Source organism: Pantoea sp. B270, assembly GCF_018726825.1.
In the GTDB taxonomy this organism is placed as follows: Bacteria; Pseudomonadota; Gammaproteobacteria; order Enterobacterales; family Enterobacteriaceae; genus Pantoea; species Pantoea dispersa.
Map to the genome: position 1 here is coordinate 2,066,157 of NZ_JAHCSX010000001.1, position 15,047 is coordinate 2,081,203.

The window sequence follows — 15,047 nt, forward strand, 5'->3', positions numbered from 1 at the left end:
TTCAGGCTTGTGGCGGAAACTGGCCAAGCTGGAGGAACAGGCCAAACCAATCCTCCATGTGCCAGGTGGTGATCAGACGGCCGTCCTCCAGCGCATGGAACTCATGCAGACGGAAGCTCACTTTCTTACCAGTCGGCGCGATACCGAAAATTTCGCCGAGATGGGTGCCGCTGATTTCCGCCCGCGCCGCGATGCGGCCAGGCTCCTGAATCATGTCATGCACCACGATCTGCACGTCCGGAAAAGCCTGCGCCAGCATGCGAATGATCGGCTTGATGCCTTCCGACCCGGGCGCCTGTCCCGGCGCCAGCGGAATGTCTTCCCATGACGGAGCCAGCACGCTATCGACCAGATCGGGGTTGTTGTCGCTGAAGGCCTGATAGAGCGTCTCTACCGCCTGTCGTTCAATTTTTAGCCGTTGTACGTATTCTGCTGCTGGATTCATCGTTATTCACTTTCAGGTGAGGGTTGGTTGTGGAATTTTGCGCAGCGCCCTACAATTCGTCCAACAAATATTCAATATGAGTGATTATTTGCCGTATGGATTTTCATGGCATCGATCTCAATCTGTTAGTGGCTTTTGACGCGCTGATGAACGAGCGCAACGTCACGCGTGCGGCAACCCAGGTGGGCGTCAGCCAGCCGGCGATGAGCGCCGCTTTGTCGCGATTACGCACCCTGTTCGGTGACCCGCTGTTCATGCGCAGCGCGGAGGGTTTACTGCCAACCGCGCGTGCGCGCGATCTGTCCGGCCCCATCGCCGGGGCGTTGCGCCAGCTCGAAGCGACGCTGGTGGCAAAGCCCGCGTTTGCAGCGGAAAAAGCGCAAATAAACTTCAAACTGGGCGTGTCGGAGTATCCGGCTTTCGTGTTGCTGCCTTCGTTAATGCAGGCGCTACAGGACGTCGCCCCCGGCGTGTCATTGAATGTGCAGGCGTTTACCAACCGCGATCACGCGGTCGATTTGTTAGATGCCGGCGCGATTGATGTCGCCATCGGCGTCATGCCTACCCATAACGATAGCCGCATCATCTCCCGGCCAGTATTGCGCGATGAATTCGTCACCATCGTCGCCAGCAACCATCCGGCGGCCAGACGCGGCATGGACATGGAGAGCTACCTGGCGCTGCCGCATATTCTGGTCTCGCCGGAAGGTGAACTGTACGGCCTGGTTGATCAGGTGCTGGCGCAGCAGGGTAAAAAGCGCCGGCTGGGGCTGACGGTCCAGCAGATGTTTACGGTGCCGTCTATCGTGGCGCAAACCCACATGACGGCGACCGTGATGAAGCGCGTGGCGCTGCATGCGCAGGCCAGTCGCCAGCTGGTGCTGTTCCCTCCACCGCTGTCGTTGCCCGAAATGGTGTTCAACCTGATCTGGCACCGGCGCAGCGACGCGCATCCCGCCCAGCAGTGGTTCAGGGAATTTATTGAACAACAGGCGGCGCGGCTGTAGGCGCTGTATCTGAATTCTGCGCGGATCGGGCGATGCGAAAGATGGCAGGATAAAAAAAGCTCGCAGTTACGCGGGCTTTGAGGCTTCAGGTGCTGGCGGTTGGCTGAGTGGGTGTTACTCCCACTCAAATATCAATAGGGAAAGCAAACCATTACTTTGAAACAACTTAAACACTACCTGTCCTTCAATGCCATAAAGAATACATTTTTAAAAATGTGGATATAGTCGCAAAATGGTCTTCGTAATGTGACAAGTTGAAGCTTGTTGTCGGCCCGTTTCGCCGAAGGCGAAATTTCGCATAGTAGGTCTAAGAGCTGGAACAAGTAGAGTACAGTCTTTCGACAGACCCAATTTACCTGATAACTATGCAACCCAAAAATAAGTTGCCTTACTGTCGCCCCTGCCAGATTGATACTCCTTTACGGCAGGTCAGCGGCAAGTTCTAACGCTTCCATAAAGTCTAACAATTTAGTGTCGTCAGTAGCCGCACTAATCTGCTGAACTTGACCACGAAGTTTGCCCATTGCGGCAGAAAATCGCGGGTTGGCACTTTCCGAAAGGATTCTTCCCGAGGACTTTTTCAGTAGCTCAACACAAAGATGTCGTCCTTGAGGAGTCAAGCCAACGTAAATGCTGACCGATGCGCCATTCGTCTCCAAGTGAAGATATCTGACATGGGAGTCATAATCATGGAAACGGGCATGAAAAAAACTGTTGCAGCTTTTTTTATTGATGTATCCCCTACGATTTGTTGGCCAGTTTGACCAGTTGGCTTTGCTTTTGACGTGGTTACAGTCGAAGCATGCCACTGCAAGGTTACGGTAAGTGAAGGTGTAATGCCCGTAAACGTTTTTGGGTAGGATGTGCTCAATAGGCCGCGCATAGGCTATTCCACCAAGCCGTCGTCGACAGTAACAGCAGCGTTCAGACTGCAGAGCAACAAGGTGGTCGCGAAGTGCTGATATGACATCAACCCCTGACCATTTTTTTTTTGCTCGCAACGGTAAATGTAGCATTACGAATGGCGGACCAGGATCCGGCTCTACTTGACGCGACTTTTTTCCATGAACGATAGAAAGCTCGAGCCTCGATTGAGGTCAGCACGTTCATCCCGAAATCTATCTCAGCCGTTACCAGTTGGTCCATGATCTTGCCTCCTCAGTCGGATCAGAGCTAGTCAATTCCCCTATCGCTATCGTAGCTCTCCGAATGAGTTCAAGGTGCAGCGCTGGTACATCGGAGCCAAGTGCCGGGACAGCTCTAACTACTTTCTCTTCCATTTGCCGTAATTCATCCAAGACCCTTGGCAACTTTTCAGTTCGCTCCGTGTTGGCAAACTCGATTGCCATCGAAACCAACTCAGCGCAGCGTTCGTGAACTTCTCGGTTGTTCCCTGTGTAAGTATCGAACCCTTGAAAAAGGACTCGCTCGACACTGCTCGCAGCTTGCTCATCAATTGCTTCTAGCACACCGCCATCTGCCATAAATCGGAATGTATCGCTGCCATGCGAGGTAGAAATTAGAATCGGTGAGTGCGTAGCAATGACAATCTGGCAATTGAAATCCCGACTGATTGTCTGAAAGACCGATGGCAGTGCTCGTTGCCAAGCGACGTGCAAACTTGTCTCAGGTTCATCGACCATGAAGACAACGCCAGGCTTCGCGTATTCAACAAGCCTTGCCGTCAGAAGCAGTAGCTGCTGTTCACCTGTACTAAGGTGATCAAATGGGACAATCGTATTTTCATGGGTCTTGCGAAAACCCAATTTCCACCCCTTCATATTGACTGGAATATCATCTCTACCGAGTTCTCGCATTGATTCAAGGATATCGGAAGTGGCGGCCTCCGGCAGGAGGTAATGCTGACCTGCGAAGGACAGTTGCTCCAAGACCCTATTCACCACTATAACTTTGGCGCGATCCGCGTGGATAGAAACCATCAGTTCAGCTAACTTACGCCCAAGCCTATGTGGCTGTGTGGATCTCGCACTGGTACGCGAACCTAAGTAGATGTAGTCAGAATTTGTACCCATTTTGGTCTCAAATCTGTCGCTGGTTGCGGAAGCAATAGCACGCACGGGCCGCCCTGAAGTAACATAGGTTTTAGCAAGCTGACGTAAGAGCATGCTCTTTCCCGCACCATTGTTTCCGATGACGTATATGCAGCGTGCTTGTTCTCGTTCTTCCAACAGCTTATAAACAGGAGAACCATCTAGCAGATCGCTTGTGACCATGGATTGGCGTTCGGTAATCCAATGACCAGGATTTAGTACAATATGCTCGTCTTCCAGGATTTCTTCTGGCATCACGTAACGAAAAAAACCTGGTATCTCACCTGAATTTGACCTGAACATCTTCCTAGCGCGATTTAATAGTCCCTCTCCCAAAAAGTAGTCATTACTTTGTCGGGATTTTCCATCAGTCATCATTTTCCGCATAAACGGAATGCTTAGAAATCGCGCTAAACGGTCGAGAGGTTCGTCTCTTAGCCCGTCTACAGCACGACCGTCCATCAGCAAAACTGGTTCGTCTAAGCTTAATTGCCCGGTTGCCATAATTAACATGGAAAGCCGTGCAGAACCAGAAACCCTAACAGGTAGCTCCAATACACCTATCACTTGCTTACGCCGTAACAGATTATGACGAATTTCGGCACGCCAACCCCTGCCTCTTAAATCAGCCGAGGGAAGTACTACGATCGTCACACGTTGAGCATAATTACTGCCAAGAAACCACTGTGCGAAATTAAGACCATCTGAATTAGAGGGTAGGCAACTTTCATACGGATCTCTTCTTTTGCGATTGCGAGTTGGCCAAGCAATTTTAAAGGTTGTGCCGACATAGTCCCAAGCATAGTTAGCTCCCTGCTCTGGGACGAAATGATATCGAACCTCATAAGCACGAAGACGGAGACAGACCTCGAATAGATGGGGCTTAAGAGCATCAGACAATGCGTATTTTTCAGTTGCACTAAAATCGCTCAGTTTAATCCCGAGTTCACCAGTTGTCATAGTATTCAAGTCAACAGCTACGTGACCTTGGATTGGCCAGCCGCGTGCAAAATGAGCGACGAAGTTTTCAACCTTCTGAGCCCAATGATTAGAGTAACGGAGAACACTCAAACTTTTGACAAGATAATCCAATCGCTTCAAAGAAATCTCACGACTGACGCTACTATATATAATGAAGTGAAATAGTTCATCCAGCCAGTGTTGAGGCAAGCGCCTCCATTCTAGCGCTGTTCCATCGTCATCGCCAAGTTCTAACCACTCGATAGCGCGAATTCTGGCGGTTGTTAAACCATCAGTAGTTTTTATATCGTCCAGTGACCAAGGAAGAGATAAAAAATTTTCATTCAATTCAGTGAATAACATAAACACAGCTAACTTGAGCACCGTTGATGGCGTTTGATTTGATATGTTACGCCCCATTGACAAAATATGCTTTTCAAAGCGAGCCGCGTCGATGTCGCGTTCGTCTATATTTTCCATATTGTAGTAAAACCCCCTGCTATCTTAAATTATTGAAATAGATATCTCTGGAAGCTACATTGCTCGTTTTATATAACCCCGCGGCTAACATGGACCCGATTTAAGTTATAACTTCTGTTAATCATAGGAATTCGCCAAGCTAGCATCTTGCTGTAAGTCGCCGCAACCGAAATAAAGAACCATGGAGGTATTATCATCACTCCGCAAATCCGCAGGAAAATTATATACTGGCATCCTGAACGAGTTCTAGCGGTCCTATATGCGGCTTTTCTGGATAAAACGTCGACCTACCCCTATAGAATGAAAAATTACAACGCATTGGCGAGAATAACATAATGATAAAGCACGACGACAGACTAATACCTTTAAAGCGCCAATCACAATTAGGGTGATGGCCTAGCCATGAGTGAGCATTCTGGTAAAATCCACGTAAGACTTCGCCTATAAGCGCTCGATTCAAGCCCAACATTATGTAGAGGGGTTTCAATTATGGCGTTAAACCAATTTCGCCCGACGAAGTCGCTTATATAAAATAAATAAATGCCATTAACAACCAAAAATACATTATTAACGGCATTACTTTATTTAATCAAAATAAAATTTTAATAAAAATTTTATTCCCACTCAATCGTCGCAGGCGGTTTACCTGAAATGTCATAAACCACGCGTGAAATGCCGTTCACTTCGTTGATGATGCGGTTGGAGACGCGGCCGAGGAAGTCGTACGGCAGGTGCGCCCAGTGGGCCGTCATGAAGTCGATGGTTTCGACAGCACGCAGGGAAACCACCCAGTCGTATTTACGCCCATCGCCCATCACGCCGACGGAGCGCACCGGCAGGAACACGGTAAAGGCCTGGCTGACTTTGTTGTACAGATCGGCTTTGCGCAGCTCTTCGATAAAGATGGCATCGGCACGGCGCAGCAGGTCGCAGTACTCTTTCTTCACTTCACCCAGTACGCGCACGCCCAGACCAGGGCCCGGGAAGGGATGGCGGTACAGCATGTCGTAAGGCAGGCCGAGTTCCAGACCGATTTTACGCACTTCATCTTTGAACAGCTCTTTCAGCGGCTCAACCAGGCCCATCTTCATCTCTTTCGGCAAACCGCCCACGTTGTGGTGCGATTTGATCACGTGCGCTTTACCGGTAGCTGAAGCCGCCGACTCAATCACGTCCGGATAGATGGTGCCCTGCGCCAGCCATTTCACGTCGGTCAGCTTCAGTGCTTCTTCGTCGAACACTTCCACGAACACGCGGCCGATGATCTTACGTTTGGCTTCCGGATCGTTCTCGCCCGCCAGCGCGTCGAGGAAGCGCCCTTCTGCCGCAACGTGCACGATGTTCAGACCAAAGTGGTCGCCGAACATGTCCATCACCTGCTCAGCTTCATTCAGACGCAGCAGTCCGTTATCGACGAACACACAGGTCAGGCGCTCGCCAATCGCGCGGTGCAGCAGCATCGCGGTCACGGATGAGTCCACGCCGCCGGACAGGCCGAGAATCACACGGTCTTCACCCACCTGCTCACGGATGCGCTCTACCGCATCTTCGATGATTTTGGCTGGCGTCCACAGCGCTTCACAGCCGCAGATGTCGCGCACAAAACGCTCCAGCATGCGCAGGCCCTGACGGGTGTGCGTCACTTCCGGATGGAACTGCACGCCGTAGAAACGCTTCTCTTCGTTGGCCATGATGGCAAACGGGCAGCTTTCGGTGCTGGCAACCGTCACGAAGTCTGCCGGGATCGCCGTGACTTTGTCACCGTGGCTCATCCACACGTCGAGCAGCGGTTTGCCCGCCGCGCTGATGGCATCTTCGATATCACGCACCAGCGCGCTCGGGGTTGTCACTTCAACCTGCGCATAACCAAATTCACGCTCGTTCGAGCCTTCAACCTTACCGCCCAGCTGCATCGCCATGGTCTGCATGCCATAGCACACGCCCAGCACCGGCACACCGGCGTTGAACACATATTCCGGCGCGCGCGGGCTGTTGTGCTCGGTGGTGCTTTCCGGACCACCGGACAGGATGATGCCGTTCGGGTTGAACTGGCGGATTTGCTCTTCGGTGACATCCCACGCCCAGAGTTCGCAGTAGACGCCCAGCTCACGCACGCGGCGCGCGACCAGCTGCGTATACTGAGAACCAAAATCGAGGATCAAAATACGATGTTTATGAATATTTTCAGTCGTCATTGAGGCGTTTCCATTGGGATGGACTTAATAATAAAAGCGCCCGGCTGGAGCCGGGCGGGAAATCTTACGGGATTATGAACCCATGCGGTAGTTCGGTGACTCTTTGGTGATGGTCACATCGTGCACGTGACTTTCGTTGATGCCGGCGCCGCTGATGCGCACGAACTCGGCTTTGGTGCGCAGATCGTCGATGGTCGGGCAACCGGTCAGGCCCATGCAGGAGCGCAGGCCGCCCATCTGCTGGTGCACGATCTCTTTCAGGCGGCCTTTATAGGCAACGCGCCCTTCGATACCTTCCGGCACCAGTTTGTCGGCGGCGTTATCGCTCTGGAAGTAGCGGTCAGACGAGCCTTTGGACATCGCGCCCAGTGAACCCATCCCGCGGTAGGATTTGAACGCACGGCCCTGGTAGAGCTCGATTTCGCCCGGCGATTCTTCGGTACCGGCCAGCATGGAGCCAACCATTACCGCCGACGCACCCGCAGCGATGGCTTTGGCGATGTCGCCAGAGAAACGGATACCGCCGTCAGCGATGACCGGAATACCGGTACCTTCCAGCGCTTCAACCGCGTCGGATACCGCCGTAATCTGCGGTACGCCAACGCCGGTAACGATACGGGTAGTACAGATGGAGCCCGGGCCAATGCCCACTTTCACCGCGCTCACGCCCGCGTTAGCCAGCGCCAGTGCGCCTGCACCGGTCGCCACGTTGCCGCCGATGATTTCGAGGTCCGGATATTTTGCGCGGGTTTCACGGATACGCTGCAGCACGCCTTCAGAGTGGCCGTGCGAGGAGTCGATCAGCAGCACGTCAACGCCCGCAGCGACCAGCGCATCAACGCGCTCTTCGTTGCCGGCACCGGCACCCACCGCGGCACCGACGCGCAGACGACCCTGCGCATCTTTACAGGCGTTAGGTTTACGCTCGGCTTTCTGGAAATCTTTAACGGTAATCATGCCCAGCAGGTGGAAGCTGTCGTCAACAACCAGCGCTTTCTCGACGCGTTTTTCGTGCATTTTCTGCAGCACGACTTCACGCGCTTCACCCTCTTTCACCGTCACCAGGCGCTCTTTCGGCGTCATAACCGCGGTCACCGGCAGCGTCATATCGGTCACGAAGCGCACGTCACGACCGGTAATGATGCCCACCAGCTCGTTGTCGGCGTTAACCACCGGGTAACCGGCGAAGCCGTTACGTTCGGTCAGCTCTTTCACCTCGGCCAGCGTGGTGGTTGGCAGCACGGTCTGTGGCTCCGTTACGACGCCGCTTTCGTGTTTTTTCACCTTGCGAACTTCATCCGCCTGGCGCTCAATCGACATGTTTTTGTGGATAAAGCCCAGACCGCCTTCCTGCGCCAGCGCAATCGCCAGACCGGCTTCGGTCACGGTGTCCATCGCTGCAGACAGCATAGGAATGTTGAGACGGATGTTTTTGGTCAGCTGGGTGCTGAGATCGGCCGTGTTGGGTAAAACAGTGGAGTGAGCGGGAACGAGCAGGACGTCGTCAAATGTGAGGGCTTCTTTCGCGATTCTTAACATTGCAATATCTCCACCTGGGGCGTTTAAAACAGATAAAATATTGCCGCGGCATTATACAGGCCGAAATCGGTTGCCTCCAGTGTTTTTTCGGAAAAAGTCTTGATCCTCCGGGGCAGGCATGTAGTATCGGTTAATTAACCCTCTGATTTGAAATTTGATCCTCATCACATGTCGCTACCGCCAACCGCCAATATTTTTACTGTCAGCCGCCTGAACACCACGGTGCGCCAACTGCTGGAAAATGAAATGGGCCAGGTGTGGCTCAGCGCTGAAATTTCCAATTTCACTCAGCCCGCTTCCGGTCACTGGTACTTCACCCTGAAGGACGATGGCGCGCAGGTGCGCTGTGCCATGTTCCGCAACAGCAATCGACGCGTCAGCTTTCGCCCGCAGCACGGTCAGCAGGTGCTGGTGCGTGCCAGCATCACGCTGTATGAGCCGCGCGGCGACTATCAGTTGATTATCGAAAGCATGCATCCGGCCGGTGAAGGGCTGCTGCAGCAACAGTTTGAGCAGCTGAAAGCCCGGCTGGCGGCGGAGGGCCTGTTCGACCAGCAGTTTAAACAACCGCTGCCGGAGCCGGCGCGCCAGGTGGGTGTGATCACCTCCGCCACCGGCGCGGCATTGCACGATGTGCTGCGCGTGCTGCATCGCCGCGATCCCTCGCTGCCGGTGGTGATCTATCCGACGGCAGTGCAAGGCGTTGATGCGCCCGCCGCCATCGTGCGCGCCATCGAGCTGGCCAACCAGCGTGACGAGTGCGACGTGCTGATTGTCGGGCGCGGCGGCGGTTCACTGGAAGATCTGTGGAGCTTCAACGACGAGCGCGTGGCGCGGGCCATCTTTGCCAGCCGCCTGCCGATCGTCAGCGCCGTTGGGCATGAAACCGATGTCACCATCGCCGACTTTGTTGCCGATCTGCGCGCGCCGACGCCTTCTGCCGCTGCCGAACTGGTGAGCCGCAACCAGATCGAGCTGCTGCGCCGTTTGCAGTCTCAGCAGCAGCGCATGGAGATGGCGATGGACTATTACGTGGCGCAGCAGCAGCGCCGCTTCACCCGGCTGCAGCATCGTCTGCAACAGCAGCATCCGCAGCTGCGCCTGGCACGCCAGCAAACCACGCTGATTCAACTGCAGCGTCGTCTGCAGGAAGCGGCCGATCAGCGGCTGCGCCTGGCGCATCGCCAGCAGGATCGCCTGCTGCAGCGCCTGCAATCCCAGCAGCCGCAGGGACGAATTCTGCGCGCTCAGCAGCAGTTACAGCAGTGGCACTACCGGCTGCAACAGGGCATGGAAAAACAGCTCAATCACAGCCGGCAGCGTTTTGGTACGCTGGCAGCACAGCTGGAAGGCGTAAGTCCGCTGGCGACGCTGGCGCGCGGCTTTAGCGTCACCACCGATGCTCAGGGCCAGGTGGTGAAAAAGACCCGTCAGCTGCATACCGGCGATCTGCTGCGTACCCGGCTGGATGATGGCTGGGTGGAGAGTCAGGTGACGGCGTTACAACCACAGAAGACGCGCAGCCGTAAGGCGTGATAATCTTTTCAGCCGCATAAATGGTTGATAAAACCCCGTAAATCGCGCGTACTGCAGACGCAGCGGCGCGCGATTGATAAGCGGGTCTATACTTTCTGACATACCCATCCGTCAGGGAGTCCGACATGCCTTACAGCGTTATTCCTCCGTACATTCTGCGAAACATCATCGATAACTGTTCCGGCGCACAGCAGGATTACGCGCGGCGCACCCTCACCCACGTGCAACAGCTGATGGCGGAACATCCTCACACCACCAGCGCAGCCAGCACCGCGCAGCCCGGCAGTGTTTTGCGCGCTATCTACGATGCGGGTAATACGCAAAATCTGCCCGGCACCTTGATCCGTGAGGAGGGCCAGCCCGGTAACGGTGACGTCGCCGCCGACGAAGCGTGGAACTATCTCGGCATCACCTATGATTTCTACTGGCAGATCTACCAGCGCAACTCGCTGGACAACAAAGGCCTGAAACTGGATGGCACCGTGCATTACGGCAGGGAATACCAGAACGCCTTCTGGAATGGCCAGCAGATGGTATTTGGCGACGGCGACGGTGAGATCTTCAATCGCTTTACCATTGCCATTGATGTGGTCGCGCACGAGCTGACGCACGGCGTGACCGAAACCGAAGCCGGGCTGATTTACTTTCAGCAGGCGGGTGCGCTCAACGAATCGATGTCCGATGTGTTTGGCTCGCTGGTGAAGCAGTATCACCTCAGGCAAAGCGCCGATCAGGCCGACTGGATCATCGGCGAAGGGCTGCTGGCGGCAGGTATTAAGGGCAGCGGCCTGCGCTCGATGTCCGCGCCCGGTACCGCCTATGACGATCCGCTGCTCGGCAAAGATCCGCAGCCTGCCGATATGGATCACTATATCGACACGCGCGAAGACAACGGCGGCGTGCATCTTAACTCCGGCATTCCTAATCGCGCCTTCTATCTGGCGGCGACCGCGCTGGGCGGCTTTGCCTGGGAACGGGCCGGTCAGGCATGGTACGACACGCTGTGCGATAAGGAATTGCCGCAGGATGCCGACTTCAGCACCTTTGCGCGCTTTACCGTACAGCATGCCGCAAAACGTTTTGATAATACGGTGGCACAGGCGATCCAGTCCGCGTGGCACGAGGTAGGTGTAAGGTGAATATTCAGCTGACCGATGACTCCATCATTGAGCTGGCGCGTGAAGGCGGCATTGCATTTATCCCCGGCCTGCGCAGCGAGCGGCGATTTGCGCTGGCGCAGTTGCCGGAACCGCAGAAGCAGCGCGTGTGCAACGTGCTGGAGCAGGCGCTGCCGCTCGGCGAGCCGGAGGAACAGGCCGCCAGCATCGGTCGTGGCGACCAGCGCTATTTCCGCATCCAGATAAGCTACGCGACCCACCGCGAAGCCGGAACGATTGTGATCCTGATTCCGGAAAACGTTGCGCCTCCTGAACTGCAGGCGCTGTGGCGCGACGGCGAAGAATAACTTAGACAGTTCCCAGAGCATCGCCGTAACTAACTGACTATACTGGATAACGTGGCTAGCTAGTCCACATCAAAGAAAATACCCTTAGATGAGGTCTCTGCTATGACACAAACCAAGCAACGAGGCGGTGCCGGGAACTTTGCAGAGGACCCGGAGCGCGCCAGGGAAGCCGGTAGCGCGGGCGGCAAAGTCAGTGGGGGCAATTTCAGGAACGATCCTGAGAGAGCCAGGGAAGCTGGAAGAAAAGGAGGTCAAAAAAGCCGTCGCCCCTCTAAGCAGAAGTAAGTAAGGATCCTTACAGGAAGGAGTACGCCACGGACGGTTAATAAAAAAGGCCGACATCATGATGTCGGCCTTTCTTTTACTGCGGCTTACTTGCTGTCGGCCAGCGCGTAAGCAATCACGTAATCACCGCGATCCGGCGACTGACGCGCACCGCCTGCGGAGATCAGGATGTACTGTTTGCCGGTTTTCGGCGAAACATAACTGATCGGTCCGCCCTGGCTGCCCACCGGCAGACGTGCTTTCCACACTTCTTTACCGGTTGAGCTGTCGAAGGCGCGCAGGTAGTAATCCTGGGTGCCGGCAATAAATACCAGACCGCCCTGCGTTGCCAGCGTACCGCCCAGCGTCGGCATACCGACCGGCATCTGCGCATGCATTTTGATACCAAACGGACCGGTATCCTGCACCGTACCCACCGGCACCTGCCACACAATCTGACGGGTCTTCATGTCGATGGCCGACAGCGTACCGAACGGCGGAGCCTGGCATGGAATGCCCAGCGGCGACATGAAGCGGTTTTTGTTTACTGCGTACGGCGTGCCTTTCAGCGGTACCGCACCCATGCCGGTGTTGATGGCTTCACCGCCGTTGCTGGCAGCCGATTTGGTGGTGTCCTGCGGAATCATCTGCACCCACAGGCCAAGGCGCATATCGTTGACGAACATGTACTGGTTGTTCGGATCGAACGAGATGCTGCCCCAGTTCATGCCACCGAGCGAGCCCGGGAAGCTGAGCGAAACATCGGTGTCCGGCACGGTGAACAGGCCGTCATAACGCATGCCTTTAAAGGCAATACGGCAAGCCAGCTGGTCAAACGGCGTGGCGCCCCACATGTCTGACTCGGTCAGTTTCTGATTGCCAATGTTTGGCATTTCTACCGAGTGCGGCTGAGTTTTGGTGTACTGCTCGTTCGGGATATGGCCCTGCGGCATCGGCAACTCTTCAACTTTGGTCAAAGGTTTGCCGGTCAGGCGATCCAGCACCCAGATCATGCCGGTTTTCCCGCCGATCACCACCGCAGGTTTGGTGGTGCCGTCCTTCATCGGGAAGTCCACCAGGCTCGGCTGCATTGGCAGGTCGAAGTCCCACAGGTCATTGTGGACCGTCTGATACACCCACTTCTCTTTACCGGTGGTGGCATCCAGCGCCAGCACCGACGCACCATATTTGTGATCCAGCGCGGTACGGTTGGCACCCCACAGGTCCACCGACGAGCTGCCCATCGGCAGGAACACGGTGTTCATCGCCGGATCGTAAGAGATTGGCGCCCATGAGTTTGGCGTGCTGCGGGTGTAATCCTGACCCGGCATCAGCACGGCATTCGGATCTTCATTGCCCGGGTCAAACGCCCAGCGCATCTGGCCGGTGATGACGTCGAAGCCACGCAGAACGCCGCCAGGCATGTCTGTCTGGACGTTATCCGCGACGCGACCGCCCACCACGACCGTGGTGCCCGCTACCTGCGGCGGCGAGGTCAGCTGATACTGCGGGTCCGGCGCGCTGCCAAGACCTTGCTTCAGATCGACCACGCCGTGGTTGCCGAAGTTTTCACACAGCTCGCCGTTATCGGCGTTGATGGCAATCAGACGTGCATCGATGGTGTTCATCAGGATGCGACGCTGGCAGCTATCGCCCGCCGTCAGCGTTACCGCTGGCACCGGCGTGGAGCCCGGCTGCGTTGGCTGCTGTACCGGTTTGGTGGCATCAAAGTACGCCAGACCACGGCAGCGGTTCCACACCTGCGCCTGCGCATTGATTTCGCGCTTCCAGATCTGCTTACCGCTGTCGGCTTCCACCGCAATCACATTGTTGTGCGGCGTACACAGATACAGGGTATTACCCACCTGCAGTGGCGTTTCCTGATCTTCTGCACCGTTACCGGTCGGGCTGATCGGCGTGTCGCCGGTATGGAACGTCCAGGCAACCTGCAAGTCTTTCACGTTGTCGCGGGTAATCTGGTCGATAGCGGCAAAACGGTCACCCTGCGGCGTACGGCCGTAGCTGCTCCAGTCCTGCTGCGGTTTGCTTTTATCTACCGGGATCAACGGCAGCTGCTTGCCGGTGAAGGCCACGGTCGGATGCGGCTGGAACATCTGGACAAAGGTGACCACCATACCAACGGCAATCACTGCTGACAGCGCATACGAAAGCTTCGCCAGCGAGGCCTTGCCTTCACGCTTACGCAGCGCCGGCCAGGTAATAAACGCCAGCACCATCAGGCCGGCCGGCACCATCAGGCGCGACACCAGCGGCCAGAACTGCCAGCCAGCATCGTACAGCGCCCAAATCAGCGTACCGGCGAAGACCAGAATAAACAGCGTAACCGCCGAGGATTTACGGCGAAAGAACTGAATCGCCGACAGTAACATGACGATACCGGCAATGAGGAAGTACCAGCTGCCGCCCAGGGCCACCAGTTTACCGCCACCGATCGCGAAGAACAGGCCGATCGCCAGCAGGACCAGCCCGAATAACACGGACCAGAGACTCAACCCTTTACCGGGACGAGCGGAATTTTCTGCCATAACACAAACTCTCCTGAAAAAATAACGCGTGGCGGCCGGAATGCGGGAGCAGCCGGTCAATGTCTTCCTGACTGAGCAGGGACAGGAAGTTATCCGTTACGCTTTATTTTATATCTGTTGGTACGGGAGCTACGCCCGTTATGCAGCGCTTGTGAGCGAGGCCGCAGGATCAATATCCGCTGGCATTGCCGACAAGGCGGGCAGGATTGTACCATCCGGTACAATTAAAAGTGAACATCCATAACGTGGTAGTTACTGGGCAATAGCATTTTTGCTACAAACGCAGCGCGAAGCGAGCAGCCAGCGCCACTTCGCGCTATCGCAAACCCTCATTCCATGACGTCTTCCGGGCGATAATGCACGCGCCTGCTGGAGATCAGGCCGTGACCGTGGGTACAGAAATAATCTATGGCACCGCACGCTTTTAGCACCTGCAGCGGCTGCTGGCAGTCGGGACAGCAGGCCAGCGCGGTGAAATGACGCTGGCAGTGCGGGCAATCGAAGCGTTGTTCGCTGTAAGTGAGCGGTTGCTGACAGTGAGGGCATGGGGTGAGCATGA

General features: G+C 55.4%; 12 protein-coding genes. 5 read left to right on the forward strand and 7 right to left on the reverse strand.

The genetic code is table 11. The annotated features are described in order from the left end of the window. Position 1 precedes the first annotated feature (1 nt). Positions 2-445, reverse strand: coding sequence for an ester cyclase (locus tag KOL70_RS09935; RefSeq protein WP_058781738.1), 444 nt, complete (start codon positions 443-445; stop codon positions 2-4). Between the two features lie 95 nt (positions 446-540). Between KOL70_RS09935 and KOL70_RS09940 the strand changes: the two genes are divergently transcribed. Beyond that, on the forward strand, positions 541-1,452 hold the full coding sequence (locus KOL70_RS09940) for a LysR family transcriptional regulator (protein WP_215480596.1): 912 nt from the start codon (positions 541-543) through the stop codon (positions 1,450-1,452). A gap of 419 nt (positions 1,453-1,871) precedes the next feature. On the opposite strand, the gene KOL70_RS09945 is transcribed toward KOL70_RS09940, so the two are convergent. From KOL70_RS09945 to guaB, 4 genes are all read right to left on the reverse strand, one after another. Further along, entirely contained in the window at positions 1,872-2,468 is a 597-nt protein-coding gene (locus tag KOL70_RS09945) for an HNH endonuclease (protein ID WP_215480597.1), read from the reverse strand. Positions 2,469-2,582: 114 nt separating this feature from the next. After that, on the reverse strand, positions 2,583-4,943 hold the full coding sequence (locus KOL70_RS09950) for an AAA family ATPase (protein ID WP_215480598.1): 2,361 nt from the start codon (positions 4,941-4,943) through the stop codon (positions 2,583-2,585). Positions 4,944-5,557: 614 nt separating this feature from the next. Further along, positions 5,558-7,138 (reverse strand): glutamine-hydrolyzing GMP synthase, encoded by a 1,581-nt coding sequence (gene guaA, locus KOL70_RS09955; RefSeq protein WP_021506569.1) that lies wholly within the window; start codon positions 7,136-7,138, stop codon positions 5,558-5,560. Between the two features lie 72 nt (positions 7,139-7,210). Next, a complete protein-coding gene (guaB, locus tag KOL70_RS09960; RefSeq protein ID WP_021506568.1) occupies positions 7,211-8,677 on the reverse strand; it encodes an IMP dehydrogenase in 1,467 nt (488 codons plus the stop codon). Positions 8,678-8,845: 168 nt separating this feature from the next. On the opposite strand from guaB, the gene xseA reads away from it, so the two are divergent. The 4 genes from xseA to KOL70_RS09980 all read left to right on the forward strand — a co-directional run bounded on the left by xseA (position 8,846) and on the right by KOL70_RS09980 (position 11,963). After that, positions 8,846-10,213 carry an exodeoxyribonuclease VII large subunit gene (gene xseA, locus KOL70_RS09965; RefSeq protein WP_215480599.1) on the forward strand — a complete coding sequence of 456 codons (1,368 nt, stop codon included), beginning with the start codon at positions 8,846-8,848 and terminating at the stop codon, positions 10,211-10,213. 125 nt (positions 10,214-10,338) lie between these two features. Next, positions 10,339-11,352 (forward strand): M4 family metallopeptidase, encoded by a 1,014-nt coding sequence (locus KOL70_RS09970; protein WP_136548421.1) that lies wholly within the window; start codon positions 10,339-10,341, stop codon positions 11,350-11,352. Beyond that, positions 11,349-11,678: a protealysin inhibitor emfourin gene (locus KOL70_RS09975; protein ID WP_150058764.1), complete on the forward strand. Its 330-nt coding sequence runs from the start codon at positions 11,349-11,351 to the stop codon at positions 11,676-11,678. Before KOL70_RS09970 ends, KOL70_RS09975 begins: the two co-directional genes overlap by 4 nt. Positions 11,679-11,780: 102 nt before the next feature. Next, on the forward strand, positions 11,781-11,963 hold the full coding sequence (locus tag KOL70_RS09980; protein WP_071813581.1) for a general stress protein: 183 nt from the start codon (positions 11,781-11,783) through the stop codon (positions 11,961-11,963). Between the two features lie 86 nt (positions 11,964-12,049). Here KOL70_RS09980 and KOL70_RS09985 read toward each other — a convergent pair whose 3' ends face one another. Together KOL70_RS09985 and KOL70_RS09990 are read right to left on the reverse strand one after the other, a co-directional pair. Further along, positions 12,050-14,488, reverse strand: coding sequence for a glucose/quinate/shikimate family membrane-bound PQQ-dependent dehydrogenase (locus KOL70_RS09985; protein ID WP_215480600.1), 2,439 nt, complete (start codon positions 14,486-14,488; stop codon positions 12,050-12,052). 329 nt (positions 14,489-14,817) lie between these two features. Continuing rightward, a complete protein-coding gene (locus tag KOL70_RS09990; protein ID WP_058758301.1) occupies positions 14,818-15,045 on the reverse strand; it encodes a zinc ribbon domain-containing protein in 228 nt (75 codons plus the stop codon). Positions 15,046-15,047: the final 2 nt, after the last annotated feature.